The sequence below is a fragment of the Rhodonellum sp. genome (assembly GCF_030656585.1).
Lineage (GTDB): Bacteria > Bacteroidota > Bacteroidia > Cytophagales > Cyclobacteriaceae > Rhodonellum > Rhodonellum psychrophilum.
In genome coordinates this window covers 1-22,604 of the sequence record NZ_JAUSPP010000074.1, presented here as the reverse complement: position 1 = coordinate 22,604, position 22,604 = coordinate 1, and the positions used below count along the sequence as shown (strand labels likewise).

Annotated in this window: 21 protein-coding genes; 7 read left to right on the top strand and 14 right to left on the bottom strand. The window is 39.8% G+C overall.

Annotation, left to right across the window (positions count from 1 at the left end):
* Positions 1–10 precede the first annotated feature (10 nt).
* From Q7J63_RS18590 to Q7J63_RS18580, 3 genes are all read left to right on the top strand, one after another.
* Positions 11–1,150 carry a hypothetical protein gene (locus Q7J63_RS18590; protein ID WP_304888353.1) on the top strand — a complete coding sequence of 380 codons (1,140 nt, stop codon included), beginning with the start codon at positions 11–13 and terminating at the stop codon, positions 1,148–1,150.
* A 551-nt stretch (positions 1,151–1,701) separates the two neighbouring features.
* A complete protein-coding gene (locus tag Q7J63_RS18585) occupies positions 1,702–2,250 on the top strand; it encodes a carboxymuconolactone decarboxylase family protein (protein ID WP_304888352.1) in 549 nt (182 codons plus the stop codon).
* A gap of 72 nt (positions 2,251–2,322) precedes the next feature.
* Complete coding sequence (locus tag Q7J63_RS18580) at positions 2,323–3,177, top strand: AraC family transcriptional regulator (protein WP_304888350.1); 855 nt, start codon at positions 2,323–2,325, stop codon at positions 3,175–3,177.
* Positions 3,178–3,185: 8 nt separating this feature from the next.
* On the opposite strand, the gene Q7J63_RS18575 is transcribed toward Q7J63_RS18580, so the two are convergent.
* Entirely contained in the window at positions 3,186–3,392 is a 207-nt protein-coding gene (locus tag Q7J63_RS18575; RefSeq protein WP_304888348.1) for a GDCCVxC domain-containing (seleno)protein, read from the bottom strand.
* An 8-nt stretch (positions 3,393–3,400) separates the two neighbouring features.
* Positions 3,401–3,697, bottom strand: coding sequence for a heavy-metal-associated domain-containing protein (locus tag Q7J63_RS18570; protein WP_304888500.1), 297 nt, complete (start codon positions 3,695–3,697; stop codon positions 3,401–3,403).
* A 462-nt stretch (positions 3,698–4,159) separates the two neighbouring features.
* Between Q7J63_RS18570 and Q7J63_RS18565 the strand changes: the two genes are divergently transcribed.
* Positions 4,160–4,855 (top strand): DoxX family membrane protein, encoded by a 696-nt coding sequence (locus Q7J63_RS18565; RefSeq protein WP_304888346.1) that lies wholly within the window; start codon positions 4,160–4,162, stop codon positions 4,853–4,855.
* Here Q7J63_RS18565 and Q7J63_RS18560 read toward each other — a convergent pair.
* From Q7J63_RS18560 to Q7J63_RS18530, 7 genes are all read right to left on the bottom strand, one after another.
* Positions 4,852–5,889 carry a hypothetical protein gene (locus Q7J63_RS18560; protein ID WP_304888344.1) on the bottom strand — a complete coding sequence of 346 codons (1,038 nt, stop codon included), beginning with the start codon at positions 5,887–5,889 and terminating at the stop codon, positions 4,852–4,854. The genes Q7J63_RS18565 and Q7J63_RS18560 overlap by 4 nt on opposite strands.
* A 5-nt stretch (positions 5,890–5,894) precedes the next feature.
* Positions 5,895–6,635 (bottom strand): DUF6503 family protein, encoded by a 741-nt coding sequence (locus Q7J63_RS18555; RefSeq protein ID WP_304888342.1) that lies wholly within the window; start codon positions 6,633–6,635, stop codon positions 5,895–5,897.
* A 113-nt stretch (positions 6,636–6,748) separates the two neighbouring features.
* Entirely contained in the window at positions 6,749–7,489 is a 741-nt protein-coding gene (locus Q7J63_RS18550) for a hypothetical protein (RefSeq protein ID WP_304888340.1), read from the bottom strand.
* A gap of 3 nt (positions 7,490–7,492) precedes the next feature.
* Positions 7,493–8,806, bottom strand: coding sequence for a carotene biosynthesis protein (locus tag Q7J63_RS18545; RefSeq protein ID WP_304888339.1), 1,314 nt, complete (start codon positions 8,804–8,806; stop codon positions 7,493–7,495).
* A 131-nt stretch (positions 8,807–8,937) separates the two neighbouring features.
* Complete coding sequence (locus Q7J63_RS18540) at positions 8,938–9,825, bottom strand: hypothetical protein (protein ID WP_304888337.1); 888 nt, start codon at positions 9,823–9,825, stop codon at positions 8,938–8,940.
* Positions 9,826–9,841: 16 nt separating this feature from the next.
* Entirely contained in the window at positions 9,842–10,951 is a 1,110-nt protein-coding gene (locus Q7J63_RS18535; protein WP_370691934.1) for a Gfo/Idh/MocA family protein, read from the bottom strand.
* Between the two features lie 310 nt (positions 10,952–11,261).
* Positions 11,262–12,653, bottom strand: a complete 1,392-nt coding sequence (locus Q7J63_RS18530; RefSeq protein ID WP_304888333.1) for an exopolysaccharide biosynthesis polyprenyl glycosylphosphotransferase — start codon at positions 12,651–12,653, stop codon at positions 11,262–11,264.
* 405 nt (positions 12,654–13,058) lie between these two features.
* Here Q7J63_RS18530 and Q7J63_RS18525 point away from each other — a divergent pair, with 405 nt between their 5' ends.
* From Q7J63_RS18525 to Q7J63_RS18515, 3 genes are all read left to right on the top strand, one after another.
* Positions 13,059–13,961, top strand: a complete 903-nt coding sequence (locus tag Q7J63_RS18525) for a polysaccharide lyase (protein ID WP_019599237.1) — start codon at positions 13,059–13,061, stop codon at positions 13,959–13,961.
* 571 nt (positions 13,962–14,532) lie between these two features.
* Complete coding sequence (locus Q7J63_RS18520; RefSeq protein ID WP_019599236.1) at positions 14,533–15,651, top strand: glycosyltransferase family 4 protein; 1,119 nt, start codon at positions 14,533–14,535, stop codon at positions 15,649–15,651.
* Positions 15,652–15,669: 18 nt separating this feature from the next.
* Entirely contained in the window at positions 15,670–16,794 is a 1,125-nt protein-coding gene (locus Q7J63_RS18515; RefSeq protein ID WP_304888330.1) for a glycosyltransferase, read from the top strand.
* Positions 16,795–16,961: 167 nt separating this feature from the next.
* On the opposite strand, the gene Q7J63_RS18510 is transcribed toward Q7J63_RS18515, so the two are convergent.
* The 5 genes from Q7J63_RS18510 to Q7J63_RS18490 form a co-directional block, all read right to left on the bottom strand.
* Positions 16,962–17,873: a polysaccharide deacetylase family protein gene (locus Q7J63_RS18510; RefSeq protein ID WP_304888328.1), complete on the bottom strand. Its 912-nt coding sequence runs from the start codon at positions 17,871–17,873 to the stop codon at positions 16,962–16,964.
* Positions 17,874–18,246: 373 nt separating this feature from the next.
* A complete protein-coding gene (locus Q7J63_RS18505) occupies positions 18,247–19,281 on the bottom strand; it encodes a DUF354 domain-containing protein (protein WP_019599231.1) in 1,035 nt (344 codons plus the stop codon).
* A 90-nt stretch (positions 19,282–19,371) separates the two neighbouring features.
* Complete coding sequence (locus Q7J63_RS18500) at positions 19,372–20,307, bottom strand: glycosyltransferase family 4 protein (protein WP_304888326.1); 936 nt, start codon at positions 20,305–20,307, stop codon at positions 19,372–19,374.
* Between the two features lie 82 nt (positions 20,308–20,389).
* Complete coding sequence (locus Q7J63_RS18495; protein WP_304888324.1) at positions 20,390–21,661, bottom strand: hypothetical protein; 1,272 nt, start codon at positions 21,659–21,661, stop codon at positions 20,390–20,392.
* 21 nt (positions 21,662–21,682) lie between these two features.
* On the bottom strand, positions 21,683–22,604 hold a 922-nt coding region (locus Q7J63_RS18490; RefSeq protein WP_370691932.1), incomplete at its 5' end, for a lipopolysaccharide biosynthesis protein.

Below are 22,604 nucleotides of genomic sequence, written 5' to 3'. Positions count from 1 at the left end.
GAAACAACCTATGAAAGTCGATACCATCAATTATCCAGCAAACAAAGAAGCCTTGATACAAAAAATTGAGTCTTGCGACAATCCTTATTTGTTATTTCAAATTGAGAAACTTTTAGATAGAAAAAACACCGTAGCCCCCATAGGGAAGTTGGTGGGCGAATACCCTTGGTTGATTAAAGAAGGTGTGCCTCGTGATATGGAGGTCCGGACAAAACTTGAACCTCCCATTCATTCCACCATAGCCAGGTACGATTCCAAGATGGCACCCTACCTTTATTACATAGGTTTATTTATGCTGGTCTTGGCTGCCGCACTGATCAATCTGATGTCCAATGAAGGCGAAAATATTGGAGTGGCCTTATTCCAAAGTAAAGTTGCCTTGATATTTGGATTGCTTTGGATTGTATTCTTGGTTGACTTTCTGATAGTTTATTTCCTGTATCTGAAATCAGAAAGCAAGCCTCCCAAAATAACGCTTTATCTCAGAGCTTTTGTTTTGTTATTTCCTCCCCTTAGAATTGGTGCACAGCATTTAGAAGATCCCTCCCTTCAGTGGATTCCTTTTATGGGATGGTCTTTTAGGAATGAAGGGCTGCTGAAAGATGTAAAGGAAAAATTCTCCATTCCGATGATTGTTATCGCATTGCTTATTATTCCCGTACTGGTTATAGAATGGAAATTTTACGAACCCTTGGAAGCATTTCTAAAGACGGACTTGTCCTTTGTGCTGGACATGACCCAGGCTTTCATCTGGTTGGCTTTTGCTTTTGAATTCATCATGATGATCACTATCAGTAGGGAGAAAATGGCCTACGCACAACGAAATTGGATAGATTTATTGATCATTTTCCTCCCCTTTATCGCATTTATCCGGACCATGCGGGTCATCAAGATAGCACGCCTTTCACATCTTTCACGCGGCTACAAACTTCGGGGTTTGTTCATGAAAGCCAGACAGGGACTTTTATTGGCCGGGTTTCTTTATAAGATTGTCAGTTTGAAAGAATTCCAAATCAAAAGTTTAAAAAAGAAGCTTGACGATAACAGAAAAGAACGTGAAATTATAGAAGAGGAGCTTGTGACTTTGTATCAAACGGCAAAAAAGAAAAACAAGAAAATGTGGCGTAAGAGTACTTCACAGTCAAAATGAATGCCTTCATCCGATTCAAAAATTAGCGCTTTTGAGGTTTTTTGCATGAAACACCCACTATAAACTAAACATCCGTTCTCCACATACCGGCATTCGGATGATTTAATTTGGCATAGTAAAAGATCTCTTTTCACCATTCTTTCCTCTATTCAGAGTAAAAGATCAGTGGATTTTCCCTCATCAGTTTATGAGGGCTGAAAAAATTGATATTGTGCTTACTTTTCCCCCTTTCCAACCCATCCTGATTTCACCGTGGGAACCTGATCAGGCATTTAGCAAACCACTTGGTACTGAATTCCAGAGTACTTCTATTGGGTTTTGAACACCTGTTAGGCATTACCATCGTTTCAGGATATGTTATCGATTCGTCGGCAACAAGACAACTCTCCTATGTCAATAATATTAGGTTTGAATTGTTGATAGACTTCTAAAGGAAATTTTAAGCTCAATCATCCCCCAAAGGAAAAATTGACATGTCATCGGGCAGTTTTGCCATTTAGGCACAGACCAATTTGCCCCAACTTTGTAGCATCAATTTAAATAAAAATAACATGAGCACAGAGACATTGAATTTTGAAGTCCCAACATTGGACCAAGTATCAGAAAAAAACAAAGGCATATTGACGGCTATCAAAAACCAGGTAGGATTTGTTCCAAATATCTATGCCACCTACGCATACTCTGAAAATGCACTGGAAAGGTACACTTCCTTTGCCAATGGCAAAACCACTTTCAACAACAAAGAAAAAGAGGTCATCAATCTGGTGGTTTCACAGGTAAACGGCTGTTCCTATTGCCAGGCTGCCCACACCGCTATCGGTAAAATGAATGGTTTTACAGAAGAGCAGATCACCTCCCTTAGAAAAGGTGAAGCCCCTTTCAATGAAAAGTATGATGCCTTGGTCAAAACAGCCAAAGCCATCACGCTCAACAAAGGGAAAATTGAAGATGCTGTATTGGAGATTTTTTTCAACTCAGGGTACAACAAAGAAAATCTAGTTGATCTTATCGTCGCAATAGGTGAAAAGACAACAACCAATCTGCTTCACAATGTGACAGGAGTTGAAATCGACTTTCCAAAAGCCGTAGAATTGAGTTAATTGTTTGGTTTATGCATATTTTCACGAAGCCGTTTCCTATGAAAACGGCTTCGTGAAAATTTACCCCTTCTTATGATACAGCGTTTTCAACATCCTGCCATTGCCTCCACATTTATTCTCGCTGACCAAGAGGACATCTCTTCGGCGATCCTTTTTGCAGACAGGCATCTGAAATTTATCTGGAACCAAGATGAAAAAGAACTTTCCCTGACCGTTGATGGCCTTTCTCTGACGCTTTTGCAAAACCAGATCCTCTGTTGCACCTACAACCAAGATATACAGATTCCCAATGGTGACAATGCGCTTGTGGTCTTGTTTTTCAACAAAGAATTTTACTGCATACATACCTTTGATCAGGAAGTTTCTTGTAACGGACTTTTGTTTTTTGGTTCAGACTTCACCCCAGTCATTCAATTGGACGATGAGGAGACCCAAAGCCTTGGGTTTTTGGTGGAAGTATTGAAAAAGGAATTCAAGACAGTTGACAACAACCAAGAAGAAATGCTTAGGATCTTACTCAAAAGATTTATTATCCTAGTTACCCGCCTAGCCAGAAAGCAACTTTTAAAAGTAAGTACAAATCCTCGGGAAATAGATGTTCTCCGGCAATTCAACTCCCTCGTTGAAGAACATTTCAAAACCAAAAAAAATGTGGGGGAATATGCCGACCTGATGAATAGGTCCCCAAAAACCATTGCCAATATTTTCACCAAATTGAGTAAAAAGTCTCCTCTGCAAGTAATCCATGATAGGGTTTCAATGGAGGCCAAAAGGCTCTTGCTCTATACGGATGTCCCCATCAAATCCATCGGGTATGAACTGGGTTACGAAGACTACGCCCAATTCAGTAAGTTTTTCAAAAAAAACACTGGGACAAATCCGCAGGAATTCAGGATTAAAAACCCGGGTTTGGCAAAGACCCTTTGACCCATTCTTCAACAACAGTTTTCATTGCGCTGCACAGAGGGACATTTGACCGAGCCAAAGCTGCAAAACACACAACAGTCACCTGAGTGTGGTTTTAAAACAGCATGACAATTCACGCATTCATAGAAAAACTGGCAGGCATCTACAGGCATTTCTTCCATTTTTTTAAAGCCACAATTTGGGCAAGTGAAAAGAGAATTTAGAATGGTTTCCATATTTGAATTTATTTGATTGCTCTGATTTTATATCCTGAATGGTTGATGGCTTCTTTGATTTGAGCCAAACTGACTTTGATTTGATTAAAATCTACTTTTGCCGTCGCTTCTTCGTAACTGACATTTATGGAAACAATTCCTGGCAATTTATTCACGTCATTTTCAACGTGGGAAGCACAGCCATTACAGGTCATTCCCTTTATATCAGATAAAACTGTTTGAATGTCTAAAGCATTTATAACAATAACTTCCTTTTGGTTCTTGGAAGGCTGGAAGAGGTGAGCATAATTTGTGAACGTCAGCATCAAGATAGCAGATATTAGAACTACACCCAAAAATCTTTTGATCTGAACAAAGGGCTTTTTATCCTACTCGACACAGTCAGAATGGAATTCTTCTTGACTAAAAAGCTTTCGGGACGGGTTCAGATTTTGATACCAGGCAAAAGACAATCCCAAAATCGTAATTCCGATCAAGTAGGGTCGGGCAGGCCATTTTGAGAAAAAAAAACCGACATCCATGTATTGAAATCAAAAACAGAAACCATCTGACTAATTGCTGTGCATTTACAGTCCATAATTGGATTGGCACTGATAAACACTTGTTAAAAAGCTATTTATCTTTTCTATCTATTGCTGAAGTTTGAATTTCGGGTTTAAAATCAAATATATTTGATATACAAATTAAGATTAGAATGAAACATAGTTACTGGAACATTTCCTAAATTGTATGGCACTGATTTAAACAAATTTTCCATCAATGATACTGTGACGAATAACACAACTCCAGCGGACACCTTTTTGCTGTACTATTCCGAAAAGGCAAGACAAAATACTTGGCTGTACAGAGGGACACTTGGCCTCAGGTTTCTCTTATCTATGGCTTTTATTCCTACAGGTTTGGTGAAACTTTTAGGCTTGCCTTTTTCAAATTTAGGAAGCACAAGTCCCATAGGTATGTTTTTTGACATGCTGCTCTCTACAGGAGTTTATTGGCAGTTTCTTGGAGGAATACAGATTCTGGCAGGCGTACTGGTCATGCTCAACAGAACGTTGGCAATTGGCAGTATCTTTTTCACCGGAATCATGTTGAATATTTTATTCATTACTATTGGGTTAGGTTTTGGCAATACTGCCTACTTGGCTTTTATGATGGTATTGGGATGCCTTTGGCTTTGTTTTTGGGAATGGGGGAAATTGAGGACCTTATTTTTTGAGCAAATTTCTGTTGTTTCTCAAACAGCACAATTCAGGTCAAAGTCAGTGGAATTAACGGCTGCTGAAAAAATAGTATATGGCATTGGTTATGGCTGTGGTCTATTATTTTTTGGGATGACAAGGGGGCTTCAATTGCCTTTGGGAACAGAAATCCTATTGTTGGGCGTTGGCTTTTTCTGTTTAATTCTTGCTTTCATCTATGGATTTAGAGTCAATCGGAGAGACCAGAATCATAGCCCTACCTAGTTCTCCCCAGCATAAAAACTTCTCATCACTTCCTGCGCCAATTTGTTTTGAGGGGTAAAATCCGGCTGCCTGTCCCGTGGCTGTGGATACCATTTCCAAAAATAAGCACCTGCCAACCAATCCATTTTCCAGGCGGTTTCAAAAAATGCCTGATAACACAATGCCTGCATCTCCTCCGACAAGGCCACGTCCTTGCGCTCGTTCGGCCAAACCCAGGGTTCGACCGATGCATCTATCGTGTTGCAATAGCCGATTTCGGTAAAAAGAACCGGTTTCTGAAAACGCTTTTGGACTTTCTCGATTTCCTTGATTTTTTTGTTCCAGCTTTTGACCAAGGTTTGCAGATTGGGATTGGATTTTTCCGATAAAGGAAAATAAGCCTGAATCCCAATATAATCGAGCGCATCCCAAAATTCAATTTGTTCATATTCCGTGAAATTGGCGGCATAGGTAATTTCACCCTTATACACGGCTCTGATTTCGGAGATAATTTTTCGCCAATCCGCCTCCCTTTTTGAGGTAAGTTCCAATTCAGTTCCGATGCACAAAACGGGAATCTGATGCTCTTGGGCATACTTTGCATAGTACATGATGAATTCGGAGTATTCTCCAAACCAAGTGGCCCAATCCTCCTCGGACTGCATGCTGATGGCACCGGGCCATTGCCCCCGCACCCATAAATGTGGCTTGAGGATACTTTCAACACCCTTTTCCCGACCCAAATCCGTGGTTACTTTTACACCTTCGAGGGATTCTCCCCACCACATCTTCTCGGAATCCCGCTCCCAACGAATTCCAGGGCTTTTTGGATCTGATTGCCAGCCGAATGGCGTCTGGGAAATATGAGTGATGCCCAAGTGTCTGAGTGAATCCAGTTCCCAGCCTTCTAAAGGCCTAGGACTTCCTACCCAGCAAATGCCTTTTTGTTTGTCGGTGATTTTTATTGTATTGATCCCTTCCGCAACCTGATATTGATATGCCCAAAACCCAAAGAAGAGAAGGACAATAGGAAGTAGCAAGAGGGCCTTTTTCATCGGGATTATTTTAGGATTTCCACTTTGATGTTTTCCAAAAGAATTTCGGAAAGCAATTCCAATTTACCTTCCTTGAAGAGGGCTTCCATTTCCTCTACTGGTGTATCTTTCATTGCGGGTTTGTAATTCTCATAATCCAGGAAAACCAATCCTCCCACTTCATGTGTTTTGATCGCCCGACGGAAGCGTACCCCTCCCCCATCGGTATGATAAGAATAAGCCACGTATCCGATTCTAAAGGTTTCCTTATCGAACCAATAAATGAACTCGTCGTCAAAATCCTCTCCTCCACCCACTTCCGAAAAAGTCACTTTTATCAGTTGATATGCTTTTCCCTCCAATTCGGATTCGCCAAGATATTCCTTGTAAACCGAGGCATCATTGAGCCCGTAAGGCAAAAAAGCGAAGTAGGCAACGGAATTGACCGAATTGGTAAATGCCTTTGTTTGCTTTTCCTCCAAGGTTACTTCCTGTCCATTTACAGTCCTAACGAAGCCTGAATTGTTCAGTACATCCCGCACCAGCCCCGTGGAATCGGTAAACTCGCGGACATATTCAAAAGCGTTTGGCGATTTGAAAATTTCATAATGCCGCTCCCTAAAATCAAACTCGATTTTCGCTTTTTCAAACAAAATGCCTCCATGGGCTTCGATGGCTTTGTCCACGATCTTTCCTGCCTCTGTCCTTGAAGTACAAGAGGAGATCATGCTAGTCAATAAAATTACAAGGGGAAGTAGATGGCGCATTTTATTTTTTTTGGTAAAATCCACCATAACCAATGGATTTGGGGTTAATGAATTTAATTTTAATCAGAATTTCAGCGGTATTTCAAAGGGCATAAAACCCCGATTTTTCATTATCAATTGATGATGCTATATTTTCTATAGGCATAAGTGGCCCTAAGATACAAATGATTGCCTAGGCTGTCAACGCGATAACTCTCTCTACTGGATGGAAAAAGGATTTCCGTGGATGTATCCCAATCCAAGTTGTAAACTTGGCTGTAATGTCCCGAAGTTTTTGCCCTGTACGCGACAATTCGGGATGTTTCGGGATGAAAATAATACCACCAAATATCGATATTTGGATCCTTGGGATCTCCATCAATCACCCGCACTGTTTCCAATTCCCTGCCATCCTGTAATTTGGTAATGCCTTCATGGAGTAGTGTTTTGCCTTCATCAAGGAGATCAAAGGGTTTTGTCAACACATAGTAGGCAGCGTCAAGATCCTTCTTTTTTGCCTGAAGAAAACCTTCATTCTGGATTTCGTTTTTCCCCATCCAATATTGGGTTTTGAGACCATCGAAAATGACTTTATGGATTATGCTGTCTTTTCCCCAAGTCATCTTGGCCTCAAAATATGGTTTGAACCTGAATTCCTGTTGCTGGACAGTATGGGTTTCAATTTCCCCGTTCTCCAAATAAAGCCTAGTCTCCTTTTCGAAAGAAAAAATTCGGATATTCCCCCAGCTTTCTTGACCACCATGCGCCTCAATCGATTTTTCGATGAGGGCAATGGCTTTTTTGTCCTGTGAGCTGGAGCAAGAAAAAACAAAAAAGAGAACAATCAGTAATTTAAGGTTCGGGAAATCAAGCATTTTTTACACTTTTTTGGATGAAACAAATCTCCTCAAATAATTCCAATAAATGAAAGCCAATAATGCCCCATATTCAAAAAGCAACAAATAGGGATTTTCCACAAAATCACGATTTCCATATGCGGAATAGGACAGGAAAACCAAGCAGGACCAAACCAGGAAAATCCTGTTTTTGGTAAGCACGCTTAACCCAACAGCCGGAATCAAATACCATGGATGCACTACAGTCTGGAAAAGAAGATAAATCAGCAATATCCAAACCATCCCTTCAGCCAGGGATTCCTTTTTTTCGATTTTCCAAAAAAAAGAAAAAACCAATATCCCCAAGGCAAGCAACAGATTCAATATCGGGCCCAAAGTCCCAATGGGATTGTATCCTAAAAAGAAAGAAAACACTTCCCTTAGGAGATAATACAAAGAGGCATTGAATTCGAAGCTGCTTTGGTACAGGCGTATGCTCTGCCAGAAACCTTTTCCACTATCGCCTATTGCCAGTGGCGCAACGAAAAACCCTATGGCAATCGCTGCAAGAAGCAGGAAAACGAACCCTTTTTTCCTGGGCCAAGCCATCAACCAAATTGGCCCAAACATCAAAGGACTGAGTTTGATCCCTACCGCCCAACTCCAGCCGAAAGCAGAAAGCCCGGCTTTCATTTTGCCCCAGCCATATACTGCCAGCAGCAATCCGGTCAACACGATTCCTTCAAAATGAAGGTTTCCGGTGCATTCCATAATCACCAGGGGATTGAATGCATACAGCCAAATCCTGGTTGTGGGCAACTTCCAGTCTTGAAGAATCCTCAAAATCAGGAAAATATTCAATCCTTCAAAAATGAGGATCAAGCCACGTAAGACCAACACATTCCAAATCAGGTTTTCTCCCGGCAATGCTGCCCACCAAAAAAACAACTGATGCAAGGGAGGATAAACTGAATAGTATTGGCTGGAATTCATTTGCTCCAGCAAGGATTGCCAATAGCCGTTGGCCGGAATCCCCAACAAACCGAAAGCCTCTTCCGGTAGATTGAGATAGGGGTTTACACCCAGTTTCAGCAATTGCCCGTCAAAAACAAAACGGTAAAAATCATCGGACAATTCAGGCGTCGCGCCAAAGAGCAAAAGACGCAAAACCAAGGCCATCGCAATTCCAAAACCAATGGAAAACCCTTCGTTTTTGGCACTTTTGCAAATCAAATAATACATCCCAAAAGCCAATCCATACATCCCTGCCAGCCCTCCGAAATTTTCTCTTGGCAAAAAATAGCCCATTATGACAATCGCCAAGGCATAAAGAAACAGGTAAAGGGATGTTCTCAAAATTGATGGTTATGGAAAATTTGATTGGGATCGGAATGGGAGGATGAATTTGGTTTTACACCTTGTGGGAAGGATGGAAAAATCGATTTTCTTCCCAAAATCTTTTTTTCTGTTCCAGATCAATTCAATTCCTATTTCAACTTCAACTCCTCCCTCAAAAACGCATCCTCTAATTTATTTTTTTTCCAATAGTCCAGCATCTTCAAACCTTTTCTAACGGCCTTTGTGATTTCCTGTTTGCCGTCCTCTTTGGTTTCTAATTCTTCCCATCCCATGATTTGAAATGGAAATTCCTTTTCAAAGTCTATTCTTAAGGTTCGCTTTCCGGAACCGTAAGTAAGCTCCAATTGCCTTCTTTGTGTACTGATATCCTGAATTCTGATAAAAGCCTCCTCAGACTTCATTTCCTGATGGCTCAATCGCTGATAGATCAAGGATGGAAAAACCTGGACTCCCCCGAGTGGTATTTCATTGGGGTTGATTCGGATCAAATTCCAAAGGTCATCTTCGGCCAATCCTGAGAAGGAAAAGGAATGATCCCCTTCCGATTCAAAGTAAGAGAAAATCTGTCCACTATAATTCTCTCCTTTCTTGAGATTGACTTGGGTAAAAGTATGTCCGCACCATTCCTGAGAGGAAGCCGTGAATTTCAATCCCCGTGAATTTTCTTTGGTAGGAGTAAATGCAGAAAGCATCATGTTGTACGGATAAATGCCGGTGTTAAAATTCCGAGTCTGATTCATTTTCAAAACAGATACCTTATCTTTTTTTGAGGCTTCAGGGTCATCCAATTTCACCTGATTTTTTCTTGAAAAATCCTCCGTCACGAAAATGAGGACCGCTTCCCCTTCTCTTGGCTCTCCATAGCGGTACTGGGTCAAGTCAAAACTACTGATCTCGGCCTGTCCCTGAAACCAATATTTCCCCCATTCTTCAAAATCAATATTTTCCCTTTGGGGTTGAGAGCAAGAGGCAAGCAGAAGCATTATGCCAAAAACGGCAATCCAATTTTTCTTCATTTTAGTGTTTTTTGACCTATTCAAAATAAACTGTTTTTCCTGTTGCTGCTGATTTTTTTGCAGCATCCAATATTTTCACGACCATCATATTGTTTTCAAGACTGTACAGGCCAAATGGTTCGGGCTGAATTTTTCCTGAAATCACCTCTACAAAATAAGCAAATGGATTGACATAAACCCCAGTTTCCTCCTGTGAAACTAGAACAGTCTCTTCCTTACCAGAATCTGCATATCGGAATTTCATTGTGTTTTTATCCGCCGCGATCACATAGCCCCTTTCCCCGTAGATTTCCATGTCTTTTCGATCGAAAGGCCAATTCCATGATCCTTGAATAATGGCCTGGGCATTGGGATAAGTCACGATTATCGTCGCCTCGTCCTCTACCAAGGGATAAATTTCCGGCTTGTGTGTTTGCGTCACTGCCGTGACCGAAATCGGCTCCACTCCATGCGTCAATGTAGTCATGATATTGGCACCATAGCAGCCAAAGTCAACCAATGCGCCTCCACCATTCTGTTCGGGGTCTGTCAACCAACTCAAAAACTCGGCACCAACACCTATTTCCTTTGGCCCTTTATGCCCGTGGTGAAAGACCGCTTTCCTAAGCTGACCAAAATTCTCATTTCCCTGACGGCCAATTTGAATGGACTTCATGGTGCTGGGGTACCATGAAGTTTCAAAATTTGTGAGCAATTGAATCTTGTTTTCTTCTGCCAATTTTTTCATTTCTTGGGCTTGCTCCATATTGATTGCCAGTGGTTTTTCCACCATCACATGAATCCCCCGAGGAGCTGCCGCTTGGACAACACTTAAATGCTCGGATATCGGTCCAAAAGCCAACAAACCGTCAGGCTTTTGATCGTCTAGCATCTTGGTCAAATCGGTGTAGAAAAGGTCTTTTTGGAGTTTATACCGGTCGATGAATTCATTGATCAAAGCTGTATCCGTTTCAAAAACCCCAACCAAATTAAAATCTCCCTGAAAGTGATTTTGAAAAATCCATCCTGAATGTCCGTGGGACAGTCCTGCCATCGCTATCTTAATCGGCTTTTCCAGGCTTGCTTCCGAAAAAGCGACGGTGGAAAAGAAGCAGTTGAAAAACACAAACAGGATGACGGTTTTCATGGGCTTATGGGGAATGAATGGTAAGTAGGTCCAAAACAAAAATACACAATCTGCCACTAAAAAATGGTTTGTCTCCATCTAATCTTGCTACACACTCAAAATCAAAAAACTCCTGAATCAGATTTCCTCATTTTATGATCTCTCGTAAAAATAAAAAAGTAAACTACAGACGACAGACTTCTTTTGCCCACTGGGATTCAAAATTCCGGGAAAGACGTCTGCAGATAATAATATGGAATCAAAAAATGGGTGAGCTATAATTTGGTTTGAATATATTTCCCCCCGATTCCAGGTATTGGTTCAAAAGACCCTAAAATGCGCTTTTATGTGTTTTGGCACTAAATATGGTTTTGTAAATGATCCTGAGATCTAACCAAAAAGACCAATTGTTGAGGTACCACAGGTCATGTTGGGTCCGCTGTTTTTTCTGCTCACAGGTCTCCAAAGGCCCCCTCCAACCATTTACTTGTGCCCAGCCGGTGATGCCGGGCCTGTAATAATGCCTGACCATATAATTTTCTTCAGAAGCCTGCATGAGTTGATTCAGGTAGGTTCTATGGGGCCGGGGGCCAATCACACTCATCTCTCCAGTGAGTACATTCATAAATTGAGGGAGCTCATCCAGACTGTATTTTCGCAAAAATTTACCAACTCTGGTGATTCTTGGATCATCTTTTACCGTGGACATCGTTCCCCCTTGGCTATTGTCATTTTGAAACATTGTCCTAAACTTGAACACCTTAAATGGCTTTCCTCCTTTGCCAATCCGTTGGGGACAATAGAAAACCGGCCCTTTGGATTCCATTTTAATCAATGTTGCAATAAGCAGAAATAACGGCGAAAGAAACAAAAGGGCAAAGGTCGAGAAAACAATATCGAAAGAGGTTTTTTGAAGGTTTGGGAACCACTCATCCAAGGGAAGTTGGCGCACATTGACCATTTCCAGATCGCCAAAATGATAAGACTTGAAACTCCCCCCAAAAATACTTTCGTAGTCGGGAACAAACCTCACTCTGGCACCATGGTAATCCGCAACTTTGACGATGGATTTAATACTGTCAATCTCACGGAAAGATAAGGCGATGATGATCTCACTCACATAGTTTTTATTGAGATAGTCGTTCAGATTTTCCAGAGTAGTGACGACTCTGTCTTTCTTGATCAAACTGTTCTCGGCATTGCACAGGACAAATCCCTGCAAGGAATCGCCTTCAAACGGATTGGAAAGCATAAAGTCCTCCACTTTTTTTGCCAAGTAGCCCTCTCCTGCAATCAAGGTGGATTTGAATTTATTCTTCTTTTCCTGAAGTGGCCTGTAAACTTTGACCATGATCAGGTTGGTGATGGACCCCAAAATAGGGAATCCCACCAACAAGGCTAAAATCAGGTTCCTTATTTCCGTAGGGAAAGAAAAAATCATGTAGATCATCCCAATAATCCCAGCCAAGATAAAATAGGCCTTGAGATATTTCCCCATCCTTACTGTCAATATATTCTCCCCTCTGCCTTCTGCATACAACCTATTGCTATATCCAATGATCAACCATAAAAATATCAACGACCCTAAAATCAAGGTTTCCGATCCTTGAAAATCCACATCTTTTACCTTATAAAAATACACCGAAATGTAAAATGCCAAGCAAAGATTGATAATATCACCAAAAACAAACAGTGAGTTACTGGTTCTCTGAAAGTTGGACATAATCTTGAAAAATTTAAAAGTTAAAAATTACTTAAATATCTAAGGGTTCATCGGCTATCCAATCGCGGCATAAGACAATGAAGAAGGAAACATCACTACATCAAAAACCTAAACTTTTTCTTGTTATTTTTATTACTAATTAAATTTTTACTATAACTTTAATTGTTTTTATGTATTTAATATTAACAAATTACATTATAATTAACCTTTTAATTAGATTTTAAATTTACTGAATTGAAAGCATTTAATAAAATAAAATGCATTAAATTTAATCTGAAAAGCAATTATTTATTTTCAAAAAATCCAGAATCGCTCAAGAAGCACTCTTCAATGCAGATAAAAAATCTGAAACAGTGCCATAGCCTTTGAAGGAAACGGATTATCCATGTTTTTAAAAAAGCAAAAATGAACAAAGAACTTTTCATTTTTATCCTTCCCATATCCTTCGCTGTATTTGGTCTGCTATTGCTTTTTCCCGGTGAAACGCCGGACACCGGCCAGGATTCCAATCCAAAAGAACCAGATTCTCATTTACTCTATGAAGAAACATTCGAGGGTCCCGATCCCTTTGATTTTGTTTGGAAACAATTTCCCGAAAACCACTCCTTCCAAGTTTCAAACAGTCCGGTTTTTCAGGGAAAAAAATCCGGAAAATTCGAACTCCGGCACGGTGACCGCATCGTGACCAAAACTGGCGTAAGGTCAGAAGTCCTGTTTCCAGAGCAATTCCATCGTGAAAGATGGTATTCATTTGCTGTATATTTTCCGTCTGATGGCTATCCTGTTGACAATGACGCGGAAATCATCACCCAATGGCACCAAGAACAGATGGGGAGCCCCAGCACCTCACTTTTTGTAGAAAATGACCATTTGATAATTGTGGTGCGAAATGATCCTGTTTTCAACGGAGAAAAAAGAGAAAAACACGATCTCGGACAGGTGCCCAAAGACCAATGGCAAGAGTTCGTTTTTCATTTCATTCATTCAAATGATGGGGATGGCTTGTTGGAGATATGGAGGAATGGCGATAAAATTTTGACCCGATCAGGACCCAACATTTATCCTGGAATCCTACCCAAATGGAAAATCGGGATCTACAAATGGACCTGGGAAAAAACCAAAACCAGCGTAAACAAACGAATTGTATATTTTGACAATGTCCGGATGGGGAACGAAAAGGCCACATTGGAGGACTTGATGTCCATAAACTCGGTTTCAGCCAATAACGCCGCTCTCGCCAAATCTGGTCGAGCGTACCATGCTTTCCCTCCAACTGGAAAGGATACAATTGATTGCCCTGGTAGATAAAGAGTTACACGACTCCATGACTTGCCCCAAGTAAACTACTCTGCTGATGTCCTGGGTTTAAAATCAAGTTCAACCCTATAATACCGCTTTGATGGTAAAAAAAAATTCACCTCCTCCATAAAGCTAGGGCTCCTAGGGAAACCCCCTCCAAAATCTTATTCAAATCACACATAATCACTGTATAATTTTATTTTCTCTTTAAATCTATGGATTAAAAGATTTAATAATTTTATTGGCTATATTTCTATAACTAAAGACAAAGCGGAATTGAGCGCGTGCCTTTGGAAAAAAATCTACCTTTTTCTTTTTCGAAAACCTAAAAAGACATTCTATTGGGAAAACTCGATTCATTCAACAAACATCCATATTAAACCTGTAATTAAACACCCTACGAATTTGGAAAATCACTAAGAAACTTTCCTCATGTTCTGATATTACGCCGACTCCTTTTTACAATGGTTCCCGAGCAAAAAAACCAAAAATTTCCAAATTGATACTTTTCTTTTTGTGAAAATTAAATGTTTTGAATTTCAAATGATTTCACTGTTTCGTCCAAATAACTGACAATCATATGTCCAAATTTTTATTCAATGATACCGATATTATTGACCTGATCGTGAAAAATGAAAGCCCATCGGGAGGCGCTGCGGTACAATCCTTTGTTTGGGTTCGGGCACTCATCAAACTTGGCCATGAAGTAGTGATTTTGAAAGACCCGGCAGACAGCAGATCGATAAAAGCAGAATGGAATGAACTGGATGTAGTCCCTACATACGATTCCCGCAAAGGACTGAAATGGTTCAGGTGGATATATTATCGTTTTCCAAGCATTTACCAATTGTTGAAAAGAGAGAAGCCCGACTTTCTCTATGAAAGCAATCCAAGCTGGATTTCCTTTTATACCGCCTGGATGTGCAAAAAACTTAAAATCAAGTACATTGCCCGTATCCCATTGGACGCACAACTCGACCATCGCTATCGAGAAACGCACTCGAGGTCACATGTCTTTTTTATGAACAAGGGTTTGGGCATGGCCAGCATTATCCTATGTCAAAACGATTATCAAATACAATTGGTCCAACAAAAATTCCCTGGAAAAAAGGTATTGAAAATACACAACCCATTCATTTTCAATACCCACGATTTAAAACAGGACAGTCAACCAAAGAAACTTTATATCGCATGGGTAGCCAATTTCAGATTCCAAAAAAACCTGAAATTACTCTACGAAATCGCTGAGCGATTGAAAGAAGAACAATTTAGAATAGTGGGAAGTACTAGCCAAATGACGGATAACGAAAGTGCTGTGTATCTGAAAAAACTCAAAAAACTCCCAAATGTGCAGATTGAGGGTTTTTTTGAAAGAGAAAAAATAATGGGTTTCTTAAGAGATGCCAAATTTTTACTGAACACTTCCAGGTTTGAAGGATTTAGCAACACTTTTTTGGAAACCATGCATGTGGGAACTCCTATACTCACCACCCATAATGTGAATCCCGACAAAATAATTGGGGACCATCAATTGGGTCTTTTATACGGGGATGTGGAGGATTTGGAGACTCAATTGAGGCAATTAAGCACCGAAACGTATCATCAACTTTCCCAAAACTGTCAAAAATATGTAAGGGAAAACCATGACTATTTATGTTTGACAAAAAAATTGTTAAACACCCTGAAGGAATTGGATTAATCACTAAAGGAATAAAAAATGAAAATCATTCAAATAATATTCACGTTGAACCAAGGAGGAGCCGAAAGATTTGTACTGGATTTATCGAATGAACTGGCTCAGAAACATGACGTCCATTTGTTTATCGTTCGAAACGAGGAGGAAAAAAACGATTTTTTCAAAAACGAACTTGATGACAAAGTAAAATACAGAAGTCTGGGATTCCAATATGGATTTAAACCCTTTGATTACCTAAAAATATACAAGCTCATCAAGGAGGAAAATCCAGATGTAGTTCATTGTCACATGAATACGATCTTGCTTGTTTTGCTCCCCTCAATTTTTCTCAAAGAAATCAAGTTTTTCCATACCGTACACAATGATGCAAAGAAAGAAGCAAAAAACCTTTTGTTTTCAGGTCTAAGGAAATTTTTCTATCAGAAATCACTGATTCACCCCATCACCATTTCCCAAGAAAGCAAGGATTCGTTTTTGAGATTTTATGGATTTGACAATTCCACCTTGATCTATAACGGAAGAAAATTCCCTGAAAAAACGGGAAATTTTTTGAAGGTGAAATCAGAAATAGAATCCCTTAAAGAAGCCCCTACTGATTTGGTTTTTCTTCACGTCGCAAGGTTCAATGAACAAAAAAATCAATTCATGTTGATTCGGGTTTTTAACCAATTGATCAGGGAAAATAATGGAATTATCTTGTTAATTGTGGGGATGGGTTTTGATTTTGAGGAAGCCGAAGAATTGGTGGCCACTGCTGGAAAAGGGATTTACTTTTTGGGCGAGAAAACCAATGTTGCCGATTATTACCATTCGGCGGATGCCTTTTGCCTCAGTTCGCATTTTGAAGGGATGCCAATTTCCATCATTGAAGCATTTGCATGTGGCTGTGTTCCCATTTGTACTCCCGTGGGAGGGATCACCAATGTAGTGAAAAACGGAACCACTGGTTTTTTGTCAAAGGATACCAGTGAAGCATCTTACTATCTGTCTGTTAAGGAATTTTTGAAAAATCCGGATTCCATAGATCGGAATGGATTGAAAGTCTATTTTGAAAAGAATTTCTCGATCAAAAAATGCGCTGAACTTTATGAGAAAACATTTCAAAAGGGAATGAAAAAAACCACGAAATTATTGGAAAGTGTTTGAGCAGAATGACCAATTCTATCCCAACCTAAAACTGCTTTATAATCGGTCTATGTGTACTGTTTTTGATTTCCCCCTATCGATTCCCCGCCTGATTTTCCCGTAGCCTGATTTTCTTTCGGTTTTAAAAACCATTAGGAAACCTCATGCATATTAAGGGTTTAAGTCCCTTAAAATTTTTTCTTGAAGATCTTTATAGAGTTCGAATGCCAAATACCCATGATTCTACAAATGTTTTCGGCTTGTGAAGCCCCTTCCAAAAACCCTATCCTTGGGACAGCATACATGTCCTGCAAATTTTCTCGGGTGATATATTGCGGATTGTTTGCAAAACCAATCATGTAATCAAAATCATCGAGCATTTTTTTCTCCCGATCACCAAAATCACCATTTGGATAAGCAAAGGAAATAACCTCCTTCCCCACCCAATCCTCAAGTTTTTGAGCACAAATCCTGAGTTCAGATTTTAATTGGCTGTCGGTACATTGGTTCAGAATTGGATGGGTGTGACTATGCGCTCCAATGGTGACATAAGGAGACATGGAGATCCTTTGGACTTGTTCTACGGTCATTGCCTCTCTGGCAAGGGTAAGTTTTTCTTTAATTTTGTTTACGATGGACAATCTTTCCTCATTTGGGAGCCTCTTTAAGGCCTCGGTAGAAGGATAGCCGAGCTTGAGACGCCCAGCTTTTTTTGAATAGGAAAACCAAAAATTACCCTCCTCCACCGGCTCCGTCGTTACAAAAATCGCAATGGGAACTTTGTATTTATTCGCCAGTTCCACCATGTTTGTCTCATTGGAGGCCCAACCATCATCCACGGTTAAGAGTGCAGCCCCTTTTGGGAACGCCATCTCTTCATTATGGATTTTACGCAAATCATCTATACTGATGAAATGGAAACCGTTATTGATCAACCAATTCAATGTGAATTCAAACTCTTTCTTCGACGGGTTGTGAAAATAAATAGAGAGAATAAATTCACCCGACTGGGCTTTTTCTTTGGCTTTTTTGACTACCCCAGAAATTCTAAGGAATTGTGCATAAAAATATGCAATCGTGTTTCTTAGGTTTAATTTCATCTTGTCTATCAATTTTGAAATGGGAGAAACAATTTTTATTCTATAAAAAAATTCATAAAGGCTTTGGAAAAGAGAAAAGCGTCTGCAAAAAAAGCGTTACCATGTCCCTTGAATTCTGGGCTTTGGGAGACGGTACCCCGTGGACAATCCTCTAACAATCTCTCCCTCGCAAACAGGAAATCTTGATCCTCCATTGCCAAAAAAAACCGTTTCCCCTAAGAATTTCGATTGACAGTTTCTCTTTTGTGATTTCTGAATTTTCAATGGATTCCACATTCATAAATCAAAAATTTAACTTTGACAGACTGTGTTTCTGGGAATTTAAATTGACAGGTTATCTTAACAGGATTCATTACCCAACTTACCAGTTGCTTTATTCGTGCTTCAAAACCTCCTTGACCATAAATGAAGTTGTGTCTATGCATTGGGCCAATAAATTTTCCCTTTTTGCTTGGAAAATAGCTTCGCTTTCTTGGTCTTTTAGAATTTCCACAGCCTTTCCAATAGCGCTTTTTTGATCAATTTCAGAAATCCCATAATTGAATACGAGGCCAAACTCCTTTTCTTGCTCTTCCAAATAACCAAGTTTTAGACTACTGATAAAAAAGGCAGGAGTACCCAAAACAGCAGCTTCGGAGGACATGGTACCACTTTCGCCAAAGATCATGGAACTGTAATACAAGGCATCATGGATACGATCGTAAGGGATCTTGATCCGGTACTTTTCAAGATTTTCGGGGAGTTTTCCTTCCGAGGAAATGAAAACCCTCGCATATTTTGACAATTCCTGAACAGCATGGATTTTGTTTTGGAGCGACATTCCGGTCATGCCAAAATCATGGGCTGCTCCCCAGGAAACGAATCTAACTATCACAAACTTCTCTTTTTCGTGGACACCAAGTATTTCGAAGATTTCTGGATTTGGTGTGAAATAGGCTGGATGGAGGTAGGACAATTCCATATAACTTTTAAACCGTATCTGTTTTTTGCCCAAATCAGTCAGGTAACATGCAGGAGTGTAAATCGTCGAAGCAAAGGGTACGGTCAGTTGATGGTGCAATTTTGCATGCTCGGAATCGCTGAAAACCAACGATGGTTTGGACAGGTAGCTAGCCACTTGGGAAGGATAAGGATGCAGAAAATTCAGAAAAAGATCTGGTCGGAATTTTCTTGCAACGGAATGCAATTTCCAATTCGCGTATGCCATATACATGAACTTCCCTATTTTCCCATCCTTCCCTTTTCCACGGTCAATAAAAGGGATTTTATAATGGTTCAATAGTTTTTGGGCCATTTCTTTGTCCCGCGAAACAAACAATGTCTGGTGGCCAATTTCCCTCATTATCTCAGAAAAATTCCTGAAATAATGAACATGCGCAGGATGATTGATATCTATTAGTATGTTCATTGGAAAGTTATGAATATGGTACAAAAAGAGAGCAAAAAATCAATTCTATCGGATAAAAAAAGAAAATCTATCCCTATCACGACACCAACGTCAGTTCAATACATTTTTATAGATTTTGAAAATATCATCGACGATCAGTCTGTTATCAAATTTTTTCAACACACTTTCGGGGTTGGTTATCCTTGCTGAAGATTTTGAGATTTCTGAAAGCACATTGACATATTTGTCGATATCCTTCTCAATAACGAAACAGTGATCCACTCCACTACAAATTTCCTCTACCTCGCCCACGTCATTCGACACAACCGGTAGGCGATTGATGATGGACTCTTTGATCACTTGGGGGCTTCCCTCTGACTTGCTACACATGAGCATCACGTCAGCAGCCTGCATCAAGTGATTGGCTTCCTGCCTGTCATACCCTTTCAATTCAATAAATTTGACATTGCTTGAAGAGGATTTGGAAAGCTTTTCGATAACCGCAAAGGCAAATTCCGGATCCTTTACCTTTTTATCAAATCCGGAAGAAAACAACACCACAAAGTCTTCTTTTGACCAGCCAAATTTCTCCCTGGTGATTTCTCTAAATCCCAATTCCACATCTGTATCGATACCACAGGGGATAATGGAATAATTGGTCTTCACGTACTTCTCCATTTTACTGGAAACCAATATATTATGAGCCGAAAATTTGGATGCTGTAATAGAGAAAATCCTTTCGGAAATTTTATTGATATCCGTTCCATGAAATGTAATCACTACGTTAATTCTTTTTTTGGAAAAAATCTTGGCAAAGATTACGGCAAAACTTGAGAGCCCATTGTGCACATGGATGATATCGTATTCTCCCGAATCCCAAATAGCCGCGATCTCTTTGCTTGCATGGTAATACCCAAAAACACCCCCCTTTTGGATTAAATAATGATCTACCAATACTTGGGGATTCAATTCCAAAGCGAGGGCTTGTTCCCTTACAAAAGGATTGACTTTCGCTTCTTTTGGCCTACTAACGAATAATATTTTCACTGTCCCAAAGATTAAAAATTACAATAAGAGTATTTGCACGGAAACATTTCTAACCAAATCCCGATGGGGAATCAAGGAAAAACTAAGCATTCAAGGGTTCTAAGGATTTCACTTTTCTTGAACGGATTACTTTTTGAAATAAAACTTCAGGCTTGGAAACCGGAAGAAATAAAACCAAATAGAAAAAAATCGAGCTGCTAAGCGTTGTATATCGACCTGTAATGGTGAATATCACAAATGCGATACTACAGAAAGCAAAATGATAATACTGACTCTTGGAATACGTTTTTAGCCAAGCTTGCCGAAATGCAAGGCTAACCATCATCAAATACAAAAACAATCCCAAAAACCCACTGCTGTGCACAATATTGGTCAAATCAGTATGAAGGGTTCTGGTGCCAAAAACCCCTTTCCCATAATTGCCACCGCTTTGAAACAATTCATAGCCAAACCAGGGGCTGTAGTCAAAAAACACAAACATATCCTTGTAAAGCAGATTGAATTCCATCATACGGTTTTCTTCATTCAGCGACCTATTCTCCAAACCTCTTTTCTCATATCTTTCCCAGAAAGCATTTAAAAACCCAGTATAAAAAACAACAACCAGGCTAATGCTCCCAATGATGACACCATAAGCAATGAACTTTTTAATGTTCTGAAAATCCAAAAGCTCAAAAATCACAACCAATGAACCCAGTACACTGAGAAGCATGACCGTCCTTCTCATAGACAATAGAATCAAGAACATCGCAACCAAATAGACCATCAAATACAGGTTTTTTTTATCTTTGATCGCCTTTTTAAGCACAATATAAGTGGCAAAAACCAAAACATTAAAATCGGTAAAAGTCACATTGCCAAATAGAATCCCAGAATTGATCCCATACATTTCTACCGGTACGTAGGCGAATTTTGTGGATAGAACCGTATTCACGATAAATACAGTCAAAATCAAAAAAGCACATTTGCTGAGTTCCTCCATGATCTCGTTTCTTGAGAATTTTTGAAAGATCTCTGGGATAATGGGAATCAGAAGAAACAGCCATATCACAAAAAATAATGCCGGCCTGATCGAGATGATGTCTGTGGAGTTGGTCAACAATATTAAAATGTACAATATGGAAAATACAGCAAATACGTTTTTGATTACAAAAGGAAGATTGAAAACTGCAAAGTATAAAATAGCCGATGATATCACGACGTAATAAAAAAAGTAGGGCAAAGCGGGTACATACACTGTATTGCTAAAAAACAGGAATGGCAAATACACAATTGAGAGTTGCTTTTTGAACATGACTGCATACCCCATAAACAATAGGGTGGAAAATTCTAAAAGGAGAAAAAAAACATTCATAAATATTTGAAATACAATATTTTACCTATCATTAATTTTAAAAATTTTTATTTTACTCAGATTCGTCAAAAGAATCCTTCTTTGGTTATGCGTGAACCCAAGCACCCAAAACAATGGCATCAGAACCGCCACCGTCAATGCACCCCAAGAAATCAGTCCCAGCCAGGAATTGACCATTACCAATTCCTGCAAATAAGAGGCAGCGATCAAAGCAATTGAAGTGATGAGTAAAGGCCGGATATTCTCCATTGTGAAAAAGGAGGACTGGTCGTTTATTTTCTTTTTTAGGATCAAAGGAAATCCGAAGGTCAATACCATCCGACCCGCCAAAACACTGACACAAAGCCCTAAAATCTCAAAATCCTGCACCAGTAGAAATGCCAAGCCAATAGAAATCAGCGCTGAAAAGCCCGTCAAAAGAACCTTTGTTTTTAGATCCAGAGTCACATTGATAAAACTGCCCGCAGCACCGAAGAAAATATATTGCAATGCAATCAACAGGATAAACAAATTCTCTAAGTACCCCGCATAGTTGCCTTCCCCTACCCAGAGGTTTAAAAAAGACTGGTTGAACAATAAAATACCGGTTCCTATGGAAAAAGTAAACCACCAGATAATGGATTGTATCAGATTTTTGGAAATCAGTATTTTCTCAAATTCACCTTTTCCAAAAAAATTACCGATACCAGGCACTACCCCTGAAATCACGGCATTGATCAAGCCCCCCATCGCTGAGCTGGCAAACAAGGTCAACACATAAATGGTCACCATCTCCGGACCGACCAAATATCCCAGAATGATTTTTTCACTATTGAAAAGAATCATGCTGAAAATCATCGTCGCCATAAACCAGCCACTTAGTTTTGCATAGGAGCGGATTTTGCCCATGTCTGTCCTGCCAAAACCAAACCATGGAATGTTTTTTTTGACCAACCAATAAAAA

Bases quoted from the DNA above. Each gene is read 5' to 3' on its own strand.
- Q7J63_RS18530 (WP_304888333.1), bottom strand. From the start codon at position 12,653: ATGTCCAACTTTCAGAGAACCAGTAACTCACTGTTTGTTTTTGGTGAT.
- Q7J63_RS18520 (WP_019599236.1), top strand. From the start codon at position 14,533: ATGTCCAAATTTTTATTCAATGATACCGATATTATTGACCTGATCGTG.
- Q7J63_RS18575 (WP_304888348.1), bottom strand. From the start codon at position 3,392: ATGGAAACCATTCTAAATTCTCTTTTCACTTGCCCAAATTGTGGCTTT.
- Q7J63_RS18590 (WP_304888353.1), top strand. From the start codon at position 11: ATGAAAGTCGATACCATCAATTATCCAGCAAACAAAGAAGCCTTGATA.
- Q7J63_RS18560 (WP_304888344.1), bottom strand. From the start codon at position 5,889: ATGAAAAAGGCCCTCTTGCTACTTCCTATTGTCCTTCTCTTCTTTGGG.
- Q7J63_RS18515 (WP_304888330.1), top strand. From the start codon at position 15,670: ATGAAAATCATTCAAATAATATTCACGTTGAACCAAGGAGGAGCCGAA.
- Q7J63_RS18570 (WP_304888500.1), bottom strand. From the start codon at position 3,697: ATGCTGACGTTCACAAATTATGCTCACCTCTTCCAGCCTTCCAAGAAC.
- Q7J63_RS18510 (WP_304888328.1), bottom strand. From the start codon at position 17,873: ATGAAATTAAACCTAAGAAACACGATTGCATATTTTTATGCACAATTC.
- Q7J63_RS18585 (WP_304888352.1), top strand. From the start codon at position 1,702: ATGAGCACAGAGACATTGAATTTTGAAGTCCCAACATTGGACCAAGTA.
- Q7J63_RS18505 (WP_019599231.1), bottom strand. From the start codon at position 19,281: ATGAACATACTAATAGATATCAATCATCCTGCGCATGTTCATTATTTC.
- Q7J63_RS18535 (WP_370691934.1), bottom strand. From the start codon at position 10,951: ATGAAAACCGTCATCCTGTTTGTGTTTTTCAACTGCTTCTTTTCCACC.
- Q7J63_RS18525 (WP_019599237.1), top strand. From the start codon at position 13,059: ATGAACAAAGAACTTTTCATTTTTATCCTTCCCATATCCTTCGCTGTA.
- Q7J63_RS18555 (WP_304888342.1), bottom strand. From the start codon at position 6,635: ATGCGCCATCTACTTCCCCTTGTAATTTTATTGACTAGCATGATCTCC.
- Q7J63_RS18580 (WP_304888350.1), top strand. From the start codon at position 2,323: ATGATACAGCGTTTTCAACATCCTGCCATTGCCTCCACATTTATTCTC.
- Q7J63_RS18540 (WP_304888337.1), bottom strand. From the start codon at position 9,825: ATGAAGAAAAATTGGATTGCCGTTTTTGGCATAATGCTTCTGCTTGCC.
- Q7J63_RS18550 (WP_304888340.1), bottom strand. From the start codon at position 7,489: ATGCTTGATTTCCCGAACCTTAAATTACTGATTGTTCTCTTTTTTGTT.
- Q7J63_RS18495 (WP_304888324.1), bottom strand. From the start codon at position 21,661: ATGAATGTTTTTTTTCTCCTTTTAGAATTTTCCACCCTATTGTTTATG.